This window comes from Thalassotalea sp. PLHSN55, assembly GCF_052030545.1.
In the GTDB taxonomy this organism is placed as follows: Bacteria; Pseudomonadota; Gammaproteobacteria; order Enterobacterales; family Alteromonadaceae; genus CANMXU01.
Genome location: NZ_JBPDIH010000007.1, coordinates 62,529 through 84,897 on the forward strand (window position 1 = coordinate 62,529; position 22,369 = coordinate 84,897).

The following is a 22,369-nucleotide window of genomic DNA, read 5'->3' on the forward strand; positions in this document are numbered from 1 at the left end:
ATAAAAAACTTGATACTGTACGACTATACAGTATACTTTGCTTCATCAAACAGATTAACCCTATCGTAAATGTGGAGCGATACATGGACAACAATAAAGAAAAAGCACTTTCAGCTGCGTTAAGTCAAATAGAACGTCAATTTGGTAAAGGTTCAATTATGAAGTTGGGCGAAAACCGCAGCATGGACGTTGAAACAATTTCAACGGGCTCACTAGGGTTAGATATTGCTTTAGGCGCAGGCGGTTTACCATTAGGTCGTGTAGTCGAAATTTACGGCCCAGAGTCAAGTGGTAAAACAACGCTAACTTTAGAAGTAATTGCTGAAGCACAACGTAACGGAAAAATTTGTGCCTTTGTTGATGCTGAGCATGCGCTTGACCCAATTTACGCTGAAAAGCTTGGTGTAAATATTGATGAATTATTAGTTTCTCAACCTGATACCGGTGAGCAAGCATTAGAAATTTGTGACATGTTAACTCGTTCAGGCGCTATTGACGTAATCGTGGTTGACTCGGTTGCAGCACTTACACCAAAGGCTGAAATTGAAGGCGACATGGGCGACTCTCACATGGGCTTACAAGCACGTATGTTGTCTCAAGCAATGCGTAAATTAACCGGTAACTTAAAACAGTCAAATACCATGTTAATTTTCATTAACCAAATTCGTATGAAAATTGGTGTTATGTTTGGTAACCCAGAAACCACCACAGGTGGTAACGCATTGAAGTTCTACGCTTCAGTACGCTTAGACATTCGCCGCATTGGTGCGGTAAAACAAGGTGATGAGATCGTTGGTAATGAAACCCGTGTGAAAGTGGTTAAAAACAAAATTGCGCCTCCGTTTAAACAAGTTGAATTCCAAATTTTATACGGTGAAGGCATTAACAGCCTTGGCGAGTTAATTGACCTTGGCGTGCAAAACAAAATGGTTGAAAAAGCTGGTGCTTGGTATAGTTATAACGGTGACAAAATCGGTCAAGGTAAGGCAAAAGCGGTTGATTATTTAAAAGAAAACCCAGCTATTGCACAAGAAATTGACGGTCGTTTACGTGAATTGTTTTTATCAAAAAATACCGGTAATGAAACTCAAGAAGAAGCTGTAACTGAATAATCACTTAAATTACAGTGTTCATCTTAAAGAAAACCAACGAGCAATCGTTGGTTTTTTTTATGGCTAAGTTATTATTTTATTGCAAAAACCGGTCAAGATCTGACGTTAAAATTTTATGTTTTTCGTCAACCACTCCAGCTTCAATAAGTTGCCGATAACTAGTAGTTACTTTTTGGCATATTTCTTTACCACCAATAAAGTTCTTTGGTGTTGTTATCGGATAGCCGAGCAGGGTATACAAAGGGTAGCTTTTTAATTGGTAGCTATTTAGCGGAAAAAAATGTTGTTGAGCATTTATCATCATATTGTCAAAGACAATAAAATAATCGCCCCTGCCAGTAACTAATCCTTTTATCGCGGCTTTTACTGAACGAGGTCGCATAAAGCTAATGCTTTTATTGGTTTTTAAACTTTCATAGTTACCCAGTGGTAAACCATGCAATATGATAAGGTTTTGCTCATCAAAGTCTTCAATATTAATTATCTCTGGTAAGGTTTCATCTAGGTAATATACGCGTAAGGTAATTTCTGTTGGTGGTACGCAAACATGCAAAATATCGTTGGTATATACTCCGTCAACTTCGCCGTAATTAATAAAGGCTATGTCACCTTGTGTCGCTTGTTGCTGCATTCTGCTATAAGGCACATTAACAAATTCAACGTCTAAATTTGCGTGTTTATACAGAGCTTTGGCCAGTCGATAATGTACTCCGGAGAACTTATCATTACTGTTTTCCCAATAAGGCGGAAAGGTTAAAAAGTATTGTTGTAATGGCTTTTTGGCTGAAGTGTCAGGCGCAGCGGACCAACTTTCAGAGCATGCATAATGAGAAAGTAGTAATGCAAGCCAGCAAAACCAAGACAACAAAAACTTGTGCACCTGCATTCGTTTTAATCCCATCAATAAAAATAGACATTTAATTTGAGTATAGAAGAAAACTACGCTTTAAATCATTTAAAAATACCTAATACCAATTATATTAATAAATTAGTCAACTTAGAACTCGATTAACGACCTTAGAACAAACAAAATTACTTAAACATAGTTATTCTATATTTCTTTAATTTTGAGCCGTTATCAGTTCGCTAATCAGTTCCCAAAGGGCGATTTTAAAAGGCTTATATCCATCGTTATTGATTTTGACAAGGTTATTACATGGATGTAATACATTAGGGTAACGCAGGAGCAGTTACCGAGAATAACCATTCTTTTCAATCAATGCCTTGCCTACATGGATGTAGGTACTTAGGTTATGCATGGAGCATATAACCTGTGCCTATAAGCCTTTTAATTGTCGCTAAGTGATCAATTAATTAATGCACTTGGTATAACGTTAAGCGAGAGCAATATTTTCGCAGTTAATACGGCAGTTGTTAATAATCACTATAAGTTCAGTGGATATAAAAAGTGCCGCTATAAGAATACAGTATAAGACCAGATTAAAAGTTTTAGCCATCTAAACGTTTAGAAGTTGACATTTCTAGCGTTCCAAGTCACATTAGTCGCTATAGAATTGCCTATAATAAACTTTTAATGTTTATCTGCATTGTTTGATATTTCATTATTAGTGTGACTACTTCAAGAGGTTGAGAAAAATGCCGATTAAAATTCCTGATCAGTTACCAGCACTTTCCATATTAGACAAAGAGAACATTTTTGTAATGTCTGAGCACCGTGCTGCTAATCAGGAAATTCGCCCGATGCAAGTAGCAATACTTAACCTGATGCCTAATAAAATTGAAACAGAAGTGCAGATATTGCGCATGTTGGCGAATACGCCATTGCAAATTAATGTTGAGTTTGTGCGTATCCATAAAAATGTTTCAAAAAATACCCCAAAAGAGCATTTAGATAATTTCTATTGTTTATTTGATGATATTAAAGATAAGCAATACGACGGCTTAATTATTACAGGGGCGCCGCTAGCATTACTTGATTACAGTGAAGTTAAGTTTTGGGATAAAATTTGTGAAGTATTTGATTGGGCTGAAAAAAATGTAACTTCAACTATGTTTTCATGTTGGGCAGCTCATGCGGCGATGTACTATTACTACGGTATTAACCGAAAACTGCGTGAACAAAAGCTTTCTGGAGTGTATCAGCATCGCCCACTTGACGCGCACGAAGAGTTAACGCGTGGCTTTGACGGTAGTTTTAATGTGCCACATTCGCGCTATGGTTATATCAGTGTTGAAGATTATCAATCGGTTCCCGATTTGACAATTATTGCTCAATCTGATCAAGCAGGTGCCTATGTGGTTGCCAGTAAAAATAAACAACAGGTCTATGTAACGGGTCATCCGGAATATGACGCAACTACCTTACATGAAGAATACCAACGAGATTTAAAAGCGGCCGGTGACAACGTCCAAGTCAAAATGCCGTCGGGCTATTATCCTAATAACGACGCAAGTGCAGAACCGGTGAGCTCTTGGCGAAGTCATGGTAGTTTATTATTTACCAATTGGCTTAATTATTACGTTTATCAAATTACCCCTTATCAGTTAGACGCTGATAACATTCAAGCTATACATCCAGGAGCAAAAAGTGGCCAGTAGTATTTTGCGATCAGCATCGTTTGACTTATTAGAGCAGCAATTACAAGAGCGTATTTTGATCCTCGATGGTGCTATGGGCACCATGATCCAAGCGTATAAACTTGAAGAACAAGATTACCGCGGTGAGCGTTTTGCTGACTGGCATCTCGATGTTAAAGGCAATAACGATATGTTAGTGCTTACTCAGCCTGACATTATCAAAGCCATTCATAAAGAATATTTAGCCGCTGGTGCCGATATTCTAGAAACTAATACTTTTAACGCGACCACTATTGCGATGGCCGACTATGATATGGAAGCGCAAAGCGCAGAAATAAACTTAGTGGCAGCGCAATTAGCACGTGAAGTTGCCGACGAATATACCAAGCAAAATCCAGATAAACCGCGTTTTGTTGCTGGAGTTTTAGGACCAACAAACCGCACCTGTTCAATCTCGCCTGATGTGAATGATCCAGCTTATCGTAATGTTACTTTTGATCAGCTAAAAGACGCCTATATTGAGTCAACCAAAGCGTTGATTGAAGGTGGTTCAGACATTATTTTAATTGAAACTATCTTCGATACCCTAAATGCAAAAGCGGCAATCTTTGCGGTTGAAGCGGTATTTGAAGAATTAGGCAAGCGTTATCCGGTAATGATCTCGGGTACCATTACCGATGCCTCGGGTCGTACCCTTTCAGGACAAACCACCGAAGCGTTTTATAACTCACTACGACACGCCAAACCGATTTCTTTTGGTTTGAACTGTGCGTTAGGTCCGGTAGAGCTTCGTCAATATGTGGAAGAGTTAAGCCGAATTTCTGATGTTGCGGTTAGTGCTCACCCCAATGCCGGTTTACCCAATGCTTTTGGTGAATACGATTTTAGCATTGACGATATGAACAGCCATGTTAGTGAATGGGCTAATTCTGGCTTTTTAAATATTATTGGTGGTTGTTGTGGTACCACGCCTGGGCATATTCAAGGCATGGCAAATGCGGTTGCTAATATTAAGCCACGAAAGATAAAACCACGTGAAATTGCCTGTCGTTTATCGGGTTTAGAAGCATTAACCATTACAGAAGATAGCCTTTTTGTTAACGTCGGTGAACGTACTAACGTGACCGGCTCAGCAATTTTTAAACGCTTGATCACTGAACAAAAATTTGATGACGCTATTGCCGTTGCACTGCAACAAGTTGAAAACGGCGCGCAAATTATTGATATCAATATGGACGAAGGCATGTTGGACTCAAAAGCGGCAATGATCCGCTTTTTGAATTTAATTGCTGGCGAGCCAGATATTGCCAAAGTGCCGATCATGCTTGATTCTTCTAAATGGGATATTTTAGAAGAAGGCTTAAAGTGCATTCAGGGTAAAGGGGTTGTTAACTCGATTAGCCTTAAAGAAGGTGAAGATAAATTCCGTGAGCAAGCAGAACTTTTAAGGCGTTACGGCGCCGCAGTTATTGTGATGGCGTTTGACGAAGTAGGTCAAGCCGATACACGTGAACGTAAATTTGAAATTTGTCAGCGCGCTTATCACATTTTGGTTAATGAAATCGGCTTTCCTGCTGAAGACATTATTTTTGACCCCAACATTTTTGCCGTTGCCACAGGTATTGACGAGCATAATAACTACGCGGTTGATTTTATTGACGCGGTAAAAGACATTAAAGACAATCTGCCGTACGCGATGATCTCTGGTGGCGTTTCTAATGTATCGTTCTCGTTCAGAGGTAATAACCCAGTACGTGAAGCGATCCATGCGGTATTTTTATATCACGCCATTAAAAACGGCATGGACATGGGCATAGTCAACGCAGGTCAGTTAGCTATTTATTCAGACATTCCTGAAAACCTGCGCCTTGCCGTTGAAGATGTTATTCAAAACAGTGACGACGGCGCTACCGAGCGTTTGCTTGATGTTGCTGAAGAATATCGTGGCCAAGCAGGTAGTCAAAACAGCAAAACAGATCTCGCTTGGCGTGAATTACCGGTTAATAAACGCTTAGAGCATTCCCTTGTAAAAGGCATCAATGAATTTATTATTGAAGACACTGAAGCTGCACGTCTTGAAGCGACTCGCCCATTAGATGTTATCGAAGGTCCATTAATGGACGGCATGAATGTCGTTGGCGACCTATTTGGCGCAGGCGAAATGTTCTTGCCACAAGTGGTAAAATCGGCGCGAGTAATGAAACAAGCCGTTGCCCATTTAAATCCGTTTATTGAAGCGGAAAAAACCGAGGTTAAGTCGAACGGTAAAGTGCTACTTGCTACGGTTAAAGGTGACGTGCACGATATAGGTAAAAATATTGTTGGCGTAGTACTGCAATGTAATAACTACGACATTATTGATTTAGGCGTTATGGTGTCTTGCGACGATATTTTACGTGTCGCTAAAGAAGAAAATGTCGATGTTATCGGTTTATCAGGCCTTATCACGCCATCGCTTGATGAAATGGTCCATGTCGCAAAAGAAATGAAGCGCCTAGACTTAAAATTGCCGTTATTAATAGGTGGCGCAACGACATCTAAAGCACATACCGCAGTAAAAATAGAACCACAATATGAAAACCCTGTCGTTTATGTGCCTAATGCATCACGTTCGGTATCTGTGGTGAGTGCACTGTTGTCAGACGAATTACGCCCAGCCTTTATGGAACGCCAAAAAGCTGAGTACGTTAAAGTACGTGAACGCCATTATAAAAAAGGCCCACGTTCTAGCTTAATTGCCCTTGAAGATGCACGCGCTAATGCCACGCCAATAAGTTTTGAAAATTACACCCCTAAAGTGCCAAACAAGCTCGGTGTTACTGTACTTGATAATATCGATTTAAATGAAGTACGTAATTATATTGATTGGACGCCGTTTTTCATGACTTGGCAGTTATCGGGCAAATACCCGCTAATTTTACGTCATGAAGTGATTGGTGAAGAAGCGACTAAGTTATTTAACGACGCCAACGCCATGCTTGACGATGTTATTAACAATAAAAAGCTGAGTGCTAAAGCGGTATTTGGTTTATTCCCCGCGCATCGCGAGCAAGACGATTTAGTGTTATTTGAAAATGATAATCGCGACGCGCCGTTAATGAAATTGCATCAATTGCGTCAGCAAAGTAAAAAGCCTGCCGGGCAATTTAATCGTTGTTTAGCTGACTATGTTGCAGACCAGCAATCAGGTGTTAAAGATTATATGGGCGCCTTTGCTGTATCTGCAGGCTTTGGTTGTGATGACTTAGTTAAAGCATTTGATGCACGGCATGATGATTACAACAGCATTTTAATTAAGGCGGTTGCCGATCGTTTAGCTGAAGCGAGTGCTGAATACCTGCATGAAAAAATTCGTAAAGAATATTGGGGTTATGCGCCTGATGAAAACCTAGATAACGATGCGCTTATTCGCGAAAGCTATCAAGGTATTCGTCCTGCACCGGGTTACCCTGCGTGTCCTGAGCATACCGAAAAAGGCTTATTGTGGAAATTGCTTAATGTTGAAGAAAACATTGGCATGGAGTTAACTTCAAGCTTTGCCATGACACCGGGAGCAGCAGTCAGTGGTTGGTATTTTGCACACCCTGACAGTAAATACTTTGCTGTCGCCAAAGTGGCTAAAGACCAAGTGGAAAGTTACGCAGTGCGCAAAGAAATGACCATGCCTCAAGCTGAACGTTGGTTGTCGGCTAATTTGGATTACGAGCCAGAGTAATTTCTACTCATCACTATTATTTTAAGGCAGTCAGTAGATTGCCTTTTTTATGACTTGGTTCCCCGCATATTTTTTTAGCTTATTTTCTCGGCTTATTTTCTCGGCATAGTTTAATAATAAAGCACACTCTACTTAAATTATATTTGTGTAATAGCGCTAAGTCGCTAATTCACTGGCGTTGTTTTGTTAAACTCGATAGTCGATAAATCTTGCTTTTTGTTTAAAAAAGCGTAGAATACGCGAGCTTTTCTGTCACCTTGGTGATGGAAGTGTCTGGAAAATTCGTTTTAACACTTAAATAAATAGAGGACGATATGGTTACCATTCGTTTAGCTCGTGGCGGCGCTAAGAAGCGTCCATTCTATCAGGTTGTTGTTGCAGATAGCCGTAACTCTCGCGATGGTCGTTTCATCGAGAAAGTTGGTTTCTTCAACCCTACTGCACAAGGTCAAGCAGAAAAATTACGCTTAGACCTAGATCGTATCAACCATTGGGTTGGTCAAGGTGCAACAGTATCTGATCGTGTGGCCAAATTAGTTAAAGACGCTCAAGTAGCAGCTTAATTATTAGGCATAAGATAAAGGTAGGCTTTAGGAGTTATTGTGGAAGTTATTGGTAAAGAAGTGATCTTAGGTAAAGTAGGCGCAGTTTACGGCATCAAAGGTTGGTTGAAGATCCATTCGTTCACAGATGATCAAGAAGCTATCCTTGACTATTTTCCTTGGTCATTAAAATTAGGAAATAACACCAAACCAGTAGAAGTTACTGATTGGCGTAAACATAACAACGGCTTAATTGTTCAAGTTGCTGGTATTACTGACCGAGATGTTGCACAAACATTAGTAGGTTCAGAAATTTTAGTAAACGAGGACATGTTACCAGATTTACCGGAAGGTGAATTCTATTGGCGTGACTTAATTGGCATGGCAGTTGTTAATACTCAAGGCTATAACCTTGGGGTGGTTTCTGACTTAATGGAAACCGGCGCTAACGATGTACTGGTGGTAAAAGCTAACCCTAATGACGGTTTTGGTAAAAAAGAGCGATTAATTCCGTATCTTTTTGAACAAGTTGTTGTTGAGGTAAGCGCTGAAAATAAACAAATTTGTGTTGACTGGGACCCAGGTTTCTAGCTCGTGAGCACTAACGATTCTTCTAATAAGAAGAAAATGTGGATTGGGGTGATAAGCCTTTTTCCAGAAATGTTTGATGCAATAACCGAGTATGGGGTGACAGGCCGCGCTATACGCAATGGGTTAATTGAATTTCACAAGTGGAATCCAAGAGACTTTACTCATGATCGACATCGTACCGTTGATGACCGCCCTTATGGTGGTGGTCCGGGAATGTTGATGATGGTGCAACCATTACGTGACGCTATCAACGCAGCAAAAACCGCTGCACAAGTTGATGGTAAAAAAGCGAAGGTTATTTATTTGTCGCCGCAAGGACGAAAGTTAGACCAAGCTGGTGTACGCGAATTAGCACAGCATGACCGACTGATATTTATTGCAGGACGTTATGAAGGCATAGACGAGCGACTAATCGAGTCAGATATTGACGAAGAATGGTCGGTTGGTGATTACGTATTAAGTGGTGGGGAATTACCTGCTATGAATGTAATCGATGCCGTAGCACGCTTTGTGCCGGGTGTTTTGGGACATAATCAATCTGCAGAGCAGGATTCATTTTCTGACGGCTTATTAGATTGTCCACATTACACGAGGCCTGAGGTACTTGATGACGGAACCGAACAGGGGAAGTCTGTACCCAAAGTGCTGCTAAGTGGTAATCACGAACATATTAGACAGTGGCGTCAAATGCAGTCTTTAGAAAGAACATGGACTAGACGACCAGAACTATTAACTAACCTAGCTCTGACAGCTGAGCAGGAAAAGATGTTAGCTTCAATTAAAGCTAATAAAACTTAACTGCAAAAGACTGTGAACTCTAGGAAGAAGGTATTATGAGTAAAATTATTGAAATGCTCGAACAAGAGCAAATGAAAACTGACGTACCAGCATTCGCACCAGGCGATACTGTTGTTGTACAAGTTAAAGTTACAGAAGGTGACAAATCACGTCTTCAAGCATATGAAGGTGTTGTTATCGCTGTTAAAAATCGCGGCATCAATTCTGCATTCACTGTTCGTAAAATCTCAAACGGTGTTGGTGTAGAGCGTGTATTCCAGACACATAGCCCAATTGTTGATTCAATTGAAGTGAAACGTCGCGGTGATGTTCGTCAAGCGAAACTTTACTATCTTCGTGAGCGTTCAGGTCGTTCTGCACGTATCAAAGAGAAATTGGCTAAGAAGTAAACTGTTAATCAGTGAACTTTTAGTTAACTCTGAAGATAAAAAAAACCTGAATAACTTAGTTATTCAGGTTTTTTTGTTTTTAGGCGTTGGCTTTTCTTATCATACGGCTTTCGGGGAGATTCATTCAACTTAGTGATTAATGTCTTGCCATTGTTGCCCATAATAATGAGTCATAATTTCATCTAGCTTTCCTAATACCTGCAACTCTTCTACCCCTTGGCGTAAAAGTTCTATCTTGTCTAGGTGTCGACTCTGTTTTGATAATTGTAGCCATTGTTCTTTTTCTCCTACGACAAGCTTATTCTCTAGGTCGACTTTATCGATAATATCGTGCTTATTGAGCTGATAGCTTAATACCAGTGCGCTGCCTGCAATGGCATCGATACGACCAATGTTGATCATTTTTGCCGCTTGATCGTAGTTGTTCAATTCGATAATTTTAAGGTTTTTATTTTCATCAAAGGCCTTACCTAAGTGTGTGCCACGTGTTTTGCCAATAATAATATTCTCAAGTGTTGCTGGGTTTTCAAGAGAAACACCATTAACAGGTATTACAACCGTCTTAACGGTTCGAATAAAGGCTGTATAGTCAACTAATTCAGATCTCGAGGATGATTTAAATACAATGCCACCATCGTGATTTCCGTATTTAATGTTTTGCCATATTCTGGCATATGGCATTAATTCTTTATTGATGCATAAACCGGTTTGTTGGGCTATTGCTGTTAAATAGTCCCAATGCACGCCACGTGTTTTGTGAGTTGAGTCGGTAAAACCTAATGGCGAGTTTTCAATTACATGGAGGTTTAAACAGTCTGTTGTTTGTTCTGCTTGGCTAGTAAAGCATAAAAGGAGAGGGAATAGCGAGACAACTAATTTTTTCATGAATAGCCTTGATTCAAAATTCAGTAACATGCGAATGAGAATAATTACTTACTTTTAATTGAAAGTGTAAACCATTTTCTGAGTAATTATTAGCGCATGTTTATCTTTGGTGTATATTTTTGCAGCAGTATATTGCGTATTTATACAAGGCAGCGGCTATGTAGTGTGGTTGTTCCACATAAATAGGCGGTAAAGACTTTATGCTCCTGCAAAGTCACCTTACCCCACATCCATGTGGGGCAACGTAGTAGAAATACGCAATAAACGCTGTCATTAAGATTCGATTAATCGTGATTTACTCTGTGTTATAGCTCATTTATATAGAATAACTATACACCAATCGCTATGCATCTTTATCTTTTTCAAAAATAAGAATCACGTTTGATTCGAACAAAATTAATACCGCAAAGGTTAATCTGCTCTAGTTACAATGGTACGATGAAATATACCTATCAACCCTAGAATTGCGTGTAAAGATATCGATACAATTCGTGTTCATTTAATTTTACGAACCTCTTTAATGTTAATTATTATAAAAAATGACTTATTTATGGTTTTTTGCTAAATAAAGCTTGCTATTGAACCTTAAAAGCTGATAAAAAGTACCTATTCAGGCGATTTTTTATATTTTATTCGTAATATTAAGTTTTATAGACCCATGACATTTCCTCAATTTCGATATTATTGCCAATACCCTCTTTTTAAGTAAGCTTCGCTTGCTCGCTCTTTATACTTATTTTTAACCATATTCAAATTCATTAATTTTTAAACCGGAACATATTATGTCTAATACCACTCATAAAAGTACGTTGAATGATATTCACGTAAATTCAGAAGAAGTACTTATTACTCCACAACAACTTCGTGAAGAGCAACCGTTAAGTACAGAAGGAAGAGAGTATGTAGAGGCAGCTCGTCAGGTTATTTCTAATATCATTCACAAAAAAGATCATCGTTTATTAGTGATCAGTGGCCCATGCTCAGTGCATGATGTAGACGCAGCAAAAGAATATGCCCGTAATTTGAAAAAGTTACATGACAAGTATCAAGATAGCATGTACATCGTAATGCGTGTTTACTTTGAAAAGCCAAGAACAACCGTTGGTTGGAAAGGTTTAATTAATGATCCTCATATGGATGGCTCATTTGATGTGACTTCAGGTTTACGAAAAGCCCGTGAATTACTGATTTACTTAACTGAGCTAGGTTTACCTTTAGCAACAGAAGCACTTGACCCTATCAGTCCGCAATATTTAGCCGAGCTATTTAGTTGGTCAGCAATTGGCGCACGTACGACCGAGTCACAAACTCATAGAGAAATGGCTAGTGGTTTATCAATGCCGATAGGTTTTAAAAATGGCACTAACGGTAGCTTAGGTGTTGCGATCAATGCATTGCAATCTGCTGCATCTTCACATCGTTTTATGGGGATTAATCGTCAAGGGCAAGTTGCGTTAATTAAAACCTCGGGTAATCCAGATGGTCACGTAATATTACGTGGTGGTTCACAGCCTAATTACGATTCAGTTAATGTAGCCGTTTGCGAACAAGAATTGTCAAAGCAAGGTTTAGTTCCAGGCATTGTTGTTGACTGTAGCCATGGTAATTCAAATAAAGATTACACCCGTCAGCCATTAGTTGCAGATAATGTTTTTAATCAAATTTGTGAAGGCAATACATCTATTATTGGTATTATGCTAGAAAGTAACTTAAAAGCAGGCAACCAAAGCACTAATTTACCAAAAGAAGAGTTGGTTTATGGTGTTTCAGTGACAGATGCATGTATTGATTTTGACACCACGGATGCGTTAATAGCTAGTGCCCATGAAAAAATTGCAGATGCACTTGTAGCGCGTATTAAGTAAAATCTATACCAATTAGTACTAGGGAAAAGTAAGAAAAATGAGCAGCTTTGATGAAAAGTTACATGCCTTGCGCGATCAAATTGATGATATCGACAGCCAATTAGTTGACCTGTTAGCAAAGCGACGCGCCGTTACAACGCAAGTTGGCGAGTTAAAAAGCCAAGTAGGTATGCCCATTTATGCTCCCGATCGCGAAGCGCAATTGTTGTTAAAACGAAGAAACCAAGCAATAAATGCCGGAATATCTGCTGACTTAATTGAAGATATTTTGCGTCGCTTAATGCGTGATTCTTATGTCAGCCAAGATGCAAGTGGTTATCAGTGCATTAATCCAAGTTGTAAAAAAGTCGTCGTCGTTGGCGGTAATGGGCAATTGGGTGGCATTTTTGTTGACTTATTTCAACGCTCTGGCTATTTGGTTGAAATTATTGGCCATGAAGACTGGCCAAATGCTGAGCAAATATTAGCCGGTGCAGGTGCTGTGATTGTTGCAGTGCCTATTCGTTTAACTAATGACATTATTGCCAAGCTTAATGGTCTTGCTGAAGATTGTATTTTGGCCGATGTGACCAGTGTTAAAGTCTCACCACTTAAACAAATGTTAGCTATTCATAAAGGCCCTGTTGTTGGGTTACATCCAATGTTTGGGCCTGATGTTGCTGGCTTAATCAAACAAACCATTATTACCTGTGAAGGTCGTATGGCTGAGCAATATCAATGGTTACTGCGTCAATTTCAGGTGTGGGGCGCTAAAATTTACCCTGTTGATGCGCAAAGCCATGATCAAGCGATGGCGATGGTGCAAGTAATGCGTCACTTTTCAACAATCGCTTATGGTTACCATCTTATGGAAGAGGGAGCCGACATTGCCCAGTTGGTTGATATGAGCTCGCCAATTTATCGCTTAGAATTAAGCATGGTTGGCCGTTTATTTGCTCAAGATCCTATTTTGTATTCAGATATTATTTTTGCAGAGCCAGATAATATTGAGATGATGAAACGTTTTGCTCATCGCTTTTTAACTTTATTAGAAGGGGTTGAAGCAGGAGATAAAAACGGATTTGTGCAGATGTTTAATCAAGTTTCAGATTGGTTTGGTGATTATGCTGATATCTTTTTACAAGAAAGTAAATTAATGTTGGTAAAAGCAAATGAGGTGAAAAAAGACTAGGGACTGTTGAACTTTCGAGGTTAAATTTTGTTCAAAGTAAACGCTTTTTGTTCAAGGCGTGAACAACACAGCATGGTTGTTCCATGTAAGTTGTAAGCAACGATGAAGAAATAGCGTTTAGTTGAACCCCAAGGGCAGCGTTTCTAGGCATTTATACATCATTATTGCGCTTTCATGTGGAATAACCACAAAGCAATCGCAATGCTTTGTCTAAATACCTATAAACTGCAGCAAAAATAAACACGAAAAATCAACAGCCCCTAGCCTCTAATGGAGACTATATGTATTTCAAACCTTATTTCTTAATAATCACTGTCATTCTTAGCTTTGCTATTGCTGCATGCTCAAGCCAATCAGCACCTAAAATGTTGGTTGGCGAAACAACTGCCAATGAATTACTCGCTAATTACAATAATTTTGCGAAACCCTATCAGCGTTATCAAAAACTTCAATTAAATGAATCATCGGTAAAATCTTGGCCAGAAGATTTACATATTGATGTGTTTTTTGGTACTTGGTGTCATGACAGCGTCCGAGAGGTGCCTAAATTTTTAGCGCTAATGAACGCTAATCCTCAGGTAAGTTATCGGTTGATAGGCTTAAACTACAATAAACTGGACCCACACAATATCGCGCAAACTAATAAGGTGAAATTTACGCCAACATTTGTTGTTACAAGATCTGGCCGAGAAATTGGACGCATTGTTGAATATACGGCAGAAAGTTATATTAAAGACATTAATGCAATGCTTAAAGCTGCAGCTAGAAGCTAGAAGCTAGAAGCTGCAAGGAGTAGCTAAAAGCTAGAAGCTGCAAGATAAAAGCTAAAAGCTAAAAGTTAGAAGCTGCAAGATAATAGCTAAAAGAAAGAAGTTAGAAGCTGCAAGGAATAGCTAAAAGCGATAAGCGATACCGATAGAAATTGAGGTATCGTACCAAAGTGCCTCATCAAACTGCGCTGCGCAGCTATCATTTGCACAAAACAGCTGTTCGTCTTCGTCAACCAAAGTCGCATAAGTTCTTAGCTCGGTTACCAAGGCCATGTTATTGGAAAACTCGTAGCGTGTACCAATCGCAATTGTTGCAGATGGGTAAATATCGTCGGCTAGATCACTATCCATATATGCACCACCTAAACCAATCGAAAATGTTGTGACGTAATTTTGTTGTTTAAATTGGGCAATACCATTGAAATGTGCGTAAATAATATCAAGGCTATGCTCTTGATCGCCGGCAAGGTTTTCAAAGTCATGGCTTACGTAATTAATCAGTACTTGTCCTTGTCCTCTAGGGGTATCTTGCCACGCAATACCTAAACCTATACTGGTGGCAGAGTCTACTGCCAAGTCAGTGTCACTTGTACCATCACGAAGATCAGAACTAAACATTTGGCCGACATAAGGCGTAATTTCGACAGCTTGAACTTGAGCAACGCTTAACGGCAAACAAACGCACGCGAATATATAAACACCATGGCGTTTTATTTTATTGAAAAAGTTCATAGAAGTGTCCCTTAGTTTTTTGCTTTTATAGTATGTAATTCATGCTTAAAAAGTTACGCTGTACTGGCTGTATTTTTGTTATTTTACTTAATTAGTTTGAGCGCTAATGCTCGCTACTATTTAACTGCCAATAAGCATAAGTGCGTTAATATACAATGTAGTTAGTTTTATTAAATATATCAACGCTTAAAGCCGGTTCTTACCAGACATTATTTTTCTGGTATTACTTCATAATTGTTTAGTGCAACTAAGCTCTGCTCTAAAATATTAGCAAATGCTAAGCTCATCGACTGCCCTTGCTCGTCCACTATTGGCTCTAATGTGAGTTGTTTAACATCTATTTGCCCTGTTTTAGCATTGGTTAATACAATGCGTTTTATCTGCACATAAGGTTCAACTTGGTGTTCAGCTGCGTTTAACTGTGATGCGATTTCTTGAACATTTTCTTTCATCGTAGCAATTAAGTTAGTTACTTCAGTTTTGTGGTTCTCGGTAATAGCAAGTTTGGCTTGATCAACAACGACCTCAGTTATCACCATAGGTGATGTTTCTAAGCTTTCTAAGGCGACAGTAAAAGAGATAGTGCTAGCAGTAAAAATTGCATCGTTAGCTGATTGCGCGTTAGGCAATATCGTGAAGTTTGTAACTTCGCCTTTACCTTGTGTCGTTTGAATATCAACTAGGTCAACACTAATCGTTTGTTCGGTTAACTGCTCGCCAACAACAACGATTTTTGATTTGATAAAGCTATTTAATGAGCCATCGGCTAAAAACCATAACGCACCGCTAAGTATTAATAAAAGACCGAAGGCAAAAGGGGCAAGTTTGTTCAAGAAAAGTTCCTAATTGAAGATAAATAAGCAAACACCGATCATACCGCAATTTGTTGAGCTTAAGAACCTTATTCAGATGATTAAAGCGTTACTCAAGTTAAGCAACTAAACGTTAATTTGCTACTAATAGCTTGGTGTGTAAAAAGGGAGTGGAAGTGTGGTTCAAGAGTCTGATTCTTGAATTTGAAGCTAAATGGCAATAGTTCGCGTTGACTAATATTTGATCACTCGGTATAACTAACTGGTTTGAATAAAAAATGTACACAATAAAAAGAGTCATTTAACGCGTCAAAAGTAAGAGAAATTAACTTTTTGTCTGCAGTCGTTAAATCAAAATTATAAAAATAATGATAATAACAACAAGGATTAACGCAAATGTTTGTCGTCAATAAAAAGATGTGGTCTTTTAATTTTGGCTGTATTTTATCAGCCTCGTTTGTTTGGATTATGGCGCTGGGGATGAATTTTCCTGTGCTTAATGTACTTAACTTATCGCCTGAGTTTATTCAGTATTATTATGCCAATACGGTGGTGGCGATTAGCTCTACGTTATTTACTGTATTGTTATTAGCGGTTATGAAAAAAGGTTTTAATATCTCGACCCGCGATCATATTTTTTGGTTACTTTTACCTACCGCTGTTTTTGTCATTATGGCTGTGTTAACAGGTGTTGAACTTTATTCTTCATTGCTTGGCGCAGCATTACCTTCATCTGCAGTGGTCATATTAGCGTATTTGTTTTCAGCAAGTGCGCAAAAATCGCCATTGGCAGCTTAAATTAAAAAAGCCAAAAGAAAGTTATCTTTTGGCTTTTCAGTTGAATTATTTATTCGATAAATTACAACTCAGTGCTTGGTACACTCGTTGGGCTAATATGCTCAATAGGGTAACAGCCTAATACCTTAATGAAGTTCGTCATTTCAGTAAGTTGTGCGACAGTATCGCGTAAAACAAAGCTTTTAAGGTTTTCTTCTACATCTATGTAGAACATTTCTTCCCACGGACGACCTTGAATTGGGCGAGACTCAAGTTTGCACATGTTAATGCCTTTCTCTTTTAAAATAACAAGACATTCCACTAGCGCACCTGGCTTTTGTCCGGTCGCTAAAATAATGGTAGTTTTCGCTGGAATTTGTTCAGCAACATCAACAGGTTTACGGGCAACTAAAATAAATCGGCTATGATTTTCGGTTTGATTGGCAATCGATTTTTCTAACGCATGCAGTTTATATAACTTGCCGCCTTCTTCACTACCGATCACAGCAACGCTGTCGCTTTGTAATTCATACACTTTTGCCATTGCATCAGCAGTGCTGTCACAATATTCAATGCGAATGCCACTTTGCTTGTCTAAAAAGTTACTGCATTGCGCAAATGGCTGGCCATGCGCATAAATTGTTTTAATATTTTCTAACTTGCTATTCACCGCTGTTAATAAACAGTGCTCTATCGGTTGGGTGATTTCACCAACAATCGAAAGGTTAGTATGCTGCAATAGGTCATATACTTCATTAATACTGCCAGAGCTGGTATTTTCAATGGGTAGCATGCCGTAGTCGACATGACCTGACTCAACTAACTGCATAACTTCAGAAAAGTTTTTACAACCCGACTCAATAATTTTTTCAGCACGACGAGAAAAGTAACGGTGGCTAGCAAGGTAACTGTAAGAGCCTTTATCGCCTAAAAATGCCACGCTAACTGTTGGTATTTGAATATTAGGGTTCGTTAATTGCTGCAAGTACGCTTGCTGATTGAGCACCGAATCTTCAATAATCGTTTGAAAAACACTGGTGACGTAATGCGCGTCTAAACCTAACTCTTTACCTTGTTTGATCAGCCTAACTAATAACTCTTGCTCGCGTTGTTGATCTCTAATTGGGCGAACTTGATGAACCTTGCTTTTAGCAACGTTTGTTGTAAGGGCACGGCGCTTAGCAAATAACTCGAGCAGTTGTTGGTCAAGCTCGGTAATTTGTTTTCTAATTTCATTTAAATCGAGTGTTTCTTCCACCGTGTGATCCTTATCTTCGTTTCAATAGTTGGTAGTGCATTTAGGCTATATATAAAAAAACCTCCGAAGGGGAGGTTTTTATCATTGTTATCGCGACAAAAACTCCCTTAATTAATTAAGGAAAAAAAAGAAGCTAAAAAAGGCGATAACAAAGATATTTTTCATAACGTTAATGTATCGGTCTAAGCCCAATAGTGTCAACCACTTCCTTATAATGATTTTGGTGAATTTATATTGAAATTGCGGGTATAGAACAAGTTTTCACTTATTGACTTACTTAAACTGGTAACGACAAATAAATTATCGCTAAAGATGCGCCCAAACCAAAGGCCCAAACTAGGCTTCTAAGCCATGCAATATTTGCTAAATACAAAAGATTATAGAGCACTCGTGCTACTACATAAGTCATCGCTAAGGTTTGTATGGTTGAGCCTGTGTTATGGGTAAATATTGCGATTAAAATAGCGGGCGCAAATATAATAAGCGACTCAAATGCATTTTGATGTGCAGCTAATGCTCTTGCGCCAAAGCCATGCAATTTTTCTTGTTGTGCTCTAGGGTGGTTATTGTCGTAGCCACCTTCTTTGTTCATTGCAATTGCAACGGGGATCTTTGCAAGAAAGGGTAAAAGGCATGCGATGAATAAACACCAAATTAGTACGCTCATAGTTTTTCCTATTATTGTTGATTTAGATAATCATTGTTAATGAATTTATTGCTAATGAATTTATAGGTGACGAATTTTTTAGTAACCCAACAAGTGTAATGTGTATTTGGTTTCACCAGGTAAAAATGGCGAAGCATTGCCTTGTTCCCAATCTCTGTGTCCTTTTTTGTAATAAGGGCTCCACGGGTGACCTGCTTGGCTTGTTGGCATATGAAAAATACCTTGAGCCTCATTTCCTGGTGACACCACCATACGTTGTGAAGCGCCAAAATCTGCACCTTGCACTTTAGGCATATAACTATCGCCTGAAAGTGGCGTTGCTGGCATGTCTAACCAGTAACCTAAAAAGGGTACCGCTTGGCTTAATGGGTGTGCAATTTTGGTGGTGTTTTGTTGGCCCCACGTTGCTGCTGATAAATCTTGGTTTATGGTCATATCTGCTATGGTTTGATTTAGTGCTTTAGCAAAAAGACTGTCCCAATCTTGAGGCTGTTGCCATAAATAATTGTCAGGTTGTTGGTTAACAAGTTGCCACAAAGGTATTTCCATTTGATGGCGTAAGGCGTGAAATTTAAAACCTTGATCTAATGCTGTTAGCTTTTCGTTTAATGGCGAAAATAATATATCCCGTAAGGCAATTCTAAAATTTCTGACAATGCGATAAGCCACTGAATCAGTTGTTGCTTGAAGATTTTCTACGGTGAGTTGCTGTTTAACTTCTTGCCAATGGGGATGATTAGCCAACTGCTCAGTCGTGAGTACCTTGTCTTGTAAAAATTTATGCCATGGCGTTAAAAATTTAGCATTATCGTCTAAGGCAATTTCAAGTAGGTCTTGCTCGGAGAATTTCTCTTTTGCAAATAATCGCTGTTGTATTTGTTGAGATCTAGCGCCAAGCGCATATCCGCCATTGCCGATTTTATTTAGCATTTCGCCGCCAACAACACGAGAGTTTGCCGTCCATAGTCGTTGTTGCTGCGGATTTTTCACGTGAGGGTATTCTTCTGGCGATAAATAACCTTGCCAGCCATTTTCACCTGTTGACCAACTCACAGGTGTTTCGCCCACTTGCCCTATTTTTACTGGAATTGGCCCCATTATGGTCCAACCTATATTACCCTCTTTATCGCCAACCATTAGGTTTTGCGCAGGCATGCCCGATTTAGCTGCCACGACAAACGCGTCATCAACACTCGTGGCAAGTTCAAGTTCAATTTGATTTAAGTTCACCGCTTGACTATCATGAGCGACCCAGCGATAGGCAAGTAATTGCCCTAAATGGTTTTCACCAATAACAGGTCCCCACTGCGTTTCTAAACTGGTAAACTCAGTTGGTTGCTGTCCTTTAATTGCGATAAGCTGTTTATACTTATTGAAATTTTTAAAGCCATTTGGCGTTAAATACTGGCTCTTATCCGCATTTGTTTCTAATACAATGACATCACTCCAATCGCCGTAACTATTGGTAAACCCCCATGAAATATCACCGTTACTGCCAACAATAATATTAGGTGTACCAGGGAGCGTAGCACCGGTAACTTTAACCGGCTTGTTATCTTGTAAGTATTCAAACGATGCGCGGAACCAGGTATTAGGTACTCGTATACCTAAGTGCATATCATTAGCAACGATAGCACTGTTGTTATGACTGAGTTTTCCTGACACTGCCCAGTTATTAGAACCCGGAAATTTTTCACTGTTATAATCAATATTTGCAGTATGTGATAAATTACTGTTATTGGTCCCAGCTGATGGCCAAGGCACGGTAGGTAATGGCGAAGAAGGAAATGTGGTACCGTCAATTGTGGCATCCCACTGGCTTCCTTTAGGGTTTAAGAATTGATAAACCTCATCAGAAAATACGGCTTTCATTAAGCCAAGGCTGCGCTCTCGCTTTCCCTCGGCAGGTTGTAAGTCTAAATACATGCTCAGCACAGTTAAAATAGTATCTTCTTCTTGCCACTCAACAGGATCTTGTTGCAATAGTAAGTACTCAAAAGGTGACGATTTTAGTGAGTGCAGCCCTTGATTAACCCCTTGGGTATAAGCTTTAATAATTGCTAACTGTTCATCAGTTAGTTGCTTGGTGATCAAACGTGCGCGGTCGCGAAAGCGATGTATGCGTATTGACTTGTCATAATTAAGTGCCGCGCTACCAAATAAACTTGAAAGTTCTCCTGCTGAGTTTCTTCTCAGTAAATCCATTTGAAAAAATCGCTCTTGCGCGTGAATAAAGCCAGTTGCGACGGCAATGTCTAATCGTGTATTGGCTTTTATCGTGGCTATGCCGTGCAAATCACGCTCAACAATCACTTTTTCATTGATGCCATAAATGGTTAATTTGCCATCTATAATCGGTAGGGCACTATCAATACGACTGTAAATCCAAGTTACTGCTGTTATTAGGATAAAAATAAGAATAAAAGCGCAGCCAAAAAAGATATTTTTATATTTATGCATGAGTTATCAATAGTTAAAAGCGTCAATCTAGGGTAACTGATTTGGTATGAGTTTAAAATCATCTAACAAGTTCATTTTTTAAGTGGACTTATTAAAACATTTTACCGGCATTGTAGTTGATATATTACTATCGATTGTTAGAATAACTCACATGTAAAATATATGTAACAGTTCAACCACTTAGCAAATAATTTTCATACTGATTTTTATGTCAGATTTTTTTACACTGACTGAATTTACAAGCATTATTGGGTCTAACGTGTTAAATGTTTGATGCTAGGCTTTGTTTTTTTTATAGTTTAAAATCAATACCTTAGTTTTTATGTGTTTGTTTTTAATTTAGGTTGTTGATATTGGCATGATATATGTATGAATCGTCGTAGTTGTAGTAGCAGGGAATGAATATTGTGAACAAAAGTAAAATTATTGCATTAGCATGTGTCTTAGTTGGTTTTTCCCAGTTTGCACAAGCAAGCGTGACAAGCTGTGCAAGTAAATCAGGTAATAGCTTAGATTACGGTGATGCGCCAAGCGATTATGGGCAAGCGTGTCATGATACGAATAGATGGCAGCAGTTAGGTGATAGCTGGGATACTGAATCAGCAGGCGCAGCGGCTTCTGTTGGTCACGACGACGGCACTGATGACGGTGTTGTTTGGAAAACATCTTCTGACGGCGGTGCTACATGGAGTAGCTATTCATCAGATAATGTTATTACCCAAGGCGATAAAGTTAAATTTAAATTTACCATGAATCGCTCGACTAACGGTAATCATGAATACGATGCACTAAGAGCTTGGGTTGATTGGGATCAAAGCAACTCTTGGGATAAAGATGAAAAGTTAAAAACCGTGAAGTGGTATAAGAATATAGATGCTGACGGTAACCTTGACACCAGTAGTAATCAATCAAATAGTGCTACAGGTATGAATAATAGTGCTGATACTACAGACGTTTTTTATAAAACATTGAACATTGCCGATGACGCTACTACAGGTGATTTTTGGATGCGAGTTCGTGTGGTATGTTCAGAGTCTATTGAAAATTGGGGCGGTGGTAAGTTATTACCAACTGGCTACTTGTACCAAGGTGAAGTTGAAGACTATCAGTTAAATATTGTGTCTAAGTCAGTGAAACCAGTTGTTGGTGTTCCAGAGCCTTCGACCTTATTTATCTTTGCTTTAGGCTTAATTGGTTTTGGCGTTCAACAACGCAGAAATCAAAAATAGATAATAACAACTAAACGTTAAATTATTAAATAACGCCGTGCCAACTTTGGTACGGCGT

The 22,369-nt window shown here is 39.0% G+C and carries 19 protein-coding genes; 12 read left to right on the forward strand and 7 right to left on the reverse strand.

Annotated features, from left to right (window positions below):
- Positions 1–83 precede the first annotated feature (83 nt).
- Positions 84–1,112 carry a recombinase RecA gene (gene recA / locus ACRRSQ_RS14365; protein ID WP_440876450.1) on the forward strand — a complete coding sequence of 343 codons (1,029 nt, stop codon included), beginning with the start codon at positions 84–86 and terminating at the stop codon, positions 1,110–1,112.
- 76 nt (positions 1,113–1,188) lie between these two features.
- On the opposite strand, the gene ACRRSQ_RS14370 is transcribed toward recA, so the two are convergent.
- Positions 1,189–1,998 (reverse strand): hypothetical protein, encoded by an 810-nt coding sequence (locus tag ACRRSQ_RS14370; RefSeq protein ID WP_440876451.1) that lies wholly within the window; start codon positions 1,996–1,998, stop codon positions 1,189–1,191.
- 710 nt (positions 1,999–2,708) lie between these two features.
- Here ACRRSQ_RS14370 and ACRRSQ_RS14375 point away from each other — a divergent pair.
- The 6 genes from ACRRSQ_RS14375 to rplS all read left to right on the forward strand — a co-directional run bounded on the left by ACRRSQ_RS14375 (position 2,709) and on the right by rplS (position 9,685).
- Positions 2,709–3,671 carry a homoserine O-succinyltransferase gene (locus ACRRSQ_RS14375; RefSeq protein ID WP_440876452.1) on the forward strand — a complete coding sequence of 321 codons (963 nt, stop codon included), beginning with the start codon at positions 2,709–2,711 and terminating at the stop codon, positions 3,669–3,671.
- Positions 3,661–7,365, forward strand: a complete 3,705-nt coding sequence (gene metH, locus ACRRSQ_RS14380; RefSeq protein WP_440876453.1) for a methionine synthase — start codon at positions 3,661–3,663, stop codon at positions 7,363–7,365. Before ACRRSQ_RS14375 ends, metH begins: the two co-directional genes overlap by 11 nt.
- A 314-nt stretch (positions 7,366–7,679) precedes the next feature.
- Positions 7,680–7,928, forward strand: coding sequence for a 30S ribosomal protein S16 (gene rpsP, locus ACRRSQ_RS14385; protein WP_440876454.1), 249 nt, complete (start codon positions 7,680–7,682; stop codon positions 7,926–7,928).
- 39 nt (positions 7,929–7,967) lie between these two features.
- The gene (rimM, locus tag ACRRSQ_RS14390) at positions 7,968–8,498 is read left to right on the forward strand and encodes a ribosome maturation factor RimM (RefSeq protein ID WP_440876455.1); all 531 of its coding nucleotides are present in this window, start codon (positions 7,968–7,970) and stop codon (positions 8,496–8,498) included.
- 36 nt (positions 8,499–8,534) lie between these two features.
- Entirely contained in the window at positions 8,535–9,296 is a 762-nt protein-coding gene (trmD, locus tag ACRRSQ_RS14395) for a tRNA (guanosine(37)-N1)-methyltransferase TrmD (RefSeq protein ID WP_440876654.1), read from the forward strand.
- Positions 9,297–9,331: 35 nt separating this feature from the next.
- Positions 9,332–9,685, forward strand: a complete 354-nt coding sequence (gene rplS / locus ACRRSQ_RS14400; RefSeq protein ID WP_440876456.1) for a 50S ribosomal protein L19 — start codon at positions 9,332–9,334, stop codon at positions 9,683–9,685.
- 129 nt (positions 9,686–9,814) lie between these two features.
- Here the strand turns inward: rplS and ACRRSQ_RS14405 are convergent, their stop codons facing one another.
- Positions 9,815–10,570, reverse strand: coding sequence for a substrate-binding periplasmic protein (locus tag ACRRSQ_RS14405; RefSeq protein ID WP_440876457.1), 756 nt, complete (start codon positions 10,568–10,570; stop codon positions 9,815–9,817).
- 782 nt (positions 10,571–11,352) lie between these two features.
- On the opposite strand from ACRRSQ_RS14405, the gene ACRRSQ_RS14410 reads away from it, so the two are divergent.
- From ACRRSQ_RS14410 to ACRRSQ_RS14420, 3 genes are all read left to right on the forward strand, one after another.
- Positions 11,353–12,435: a 3-deoxy-7-phosphoheptulonate synthase gene (locus ACRRSQ_RS14410; RefSeq protein WP_440876458.1), complete on the forward strand. Its 1,083-nt coding sequence runs from the start codon at positions 11,353–11,355 to the stop codon at positions 12,433–12,435.
- Between the two features lie 37 nt (positions 12,436–12,472).
- Positions 12,473–13,606: a bifunctional chorismate mutase/prephenate dehydrogenase gene (tyrA, locus tag ACRRSQ_RS14415; RefSeq protein ID WP_440876459.1), complete on the forward strand. Its 1,134-nt coding sequence runs from the start codon at positions 12,473–12,475 to the stop codon at positions 13,604–13,606.
- A 281-nt stretch (positions 13,607–13,887) separates the two neighbouring features.
- Positions 13,888–14,379 (forward strand): TlpA family protein disulfide reductase, encoded by a 492-nt coding sequence (locus ACRRSQ_RS14420; RefSeq protein WP_440876460.1) that lies wholly within the window; start codon positions 13,888–13,890, stop codon positions 14,377–14,379.
- Between the two features lie 120 nt (positions 14,380–14,499).
- On the opposite strand, the gene ACRRSQ_RS14425 is transcribed toward ACRRSQ_RS14420, so the two are convergent.
- Together ACRRSQ_RS14425 and ACRRSQ_RS14430 are read right to left on the reverse strand one after the other, a co-directional pair.
- Complete coding sequence (locus ACRRSQ_RS14425) at positions 14,500–15,108, reverse strand: hypothetical protein (protein ID WP_440876461.1); 609 nt, start codon at positions 15,106–15,108, stop codon at positions 14,500–14,502.
- Positions 15,109–15,317: 209 nt separating this feature from the next.
- On the reverse strand, positions 15,318–15,941 hold the full coding sequence (locus ACRRSQ_RS14430; protein ID WP_440876462.1) for a hypothetical protein: 624 nt from the start codon (positions 15,939–15,941) through the stop codon (positions 15,318–15,320).
- Between the two features lie 375 nt (positions 15,942–16,316).
- Between ACRRSQ_RS14430 and ACRRSQ_RS14435 the strand changes: the two genes are divergently transcribed.
- The gene (locus tag ACRRSQ_RS14435) at positions 16,317–16,718 is read left to right on the forward strand and encodes a hypothetical protein (RefSeq protein WP_440876463.1); all 402 of its coding nucleotides are present in this window, start codon (positions 16,317–16,319) and stop codon (positions 16,716–16,718) included.
- A 61-nt stretch (positions 16,719–16,779) separates the two neighbouring features.
- Here ACRRSQ_RS14435 and ACRRSQ_RS14440 read toward each other — a convergent pair whose 3' ends face one another.
- The 3 genes from ACRRSQ_RS14440 to ACRRSQ_RS14450 form a co-directional block, all read right to left on the reverse strand.
- On the reverse strand, positions 16,780–17,955 hold the full coding sequence (locus tag ACRRSQ_RS14440) for a chorismate mutase (RefSeq protein ID WP_440876464.1): 1,176 nt from the start codon (positions 17,953–17,955) through the stop codon (positions 16,780–16,782).
- A gap of 277 nt (positions 17,956–18,232) precedes the next feature.
- Complete coding sequence (locus tag ACRRSQ_RS14445; RefSeq protein ID WP_440876465.1) at positions 18,233–18,622, reverse strand: MAPEG family protein; 390 nt, start codon at positions 18,620–18,622, stop codon at positions 18,233–18,235.
- A 78-nt stretch (positions 18,623–18,700) separates the two neighbouring features.
- A complete protein-coding gene (locus tag ACRRSQ_RS14450; protein WP_440876466.1) occupies positions 18,701–21,082 on the reverse strand; it encodes a penicillin acylase family protein in 2,382 nt (793 codons plus the stop codon).
- 407 nt (positions 21,083–21,489) lie between these two features.
- Here ACRRSQ_RS14450 and ACRRSQ_RS14455 point away from each other — a divergent pair, with 407 nt between their 5' ends.
- Complete coding sequence (locus tag ACRRSQ_RS14455; RefSeq protein WP_440876467.1) at positions 21,490–22,311, forward strand: PEP-CTERM sorting domain-containing protein; 822 nt, start codon at positions 21,490–21,492, stop codon at positions 22,309–22,311.
- The last annotated feature ends 58 nt before the right edge of the window (positions 22,312–22,369 follow it).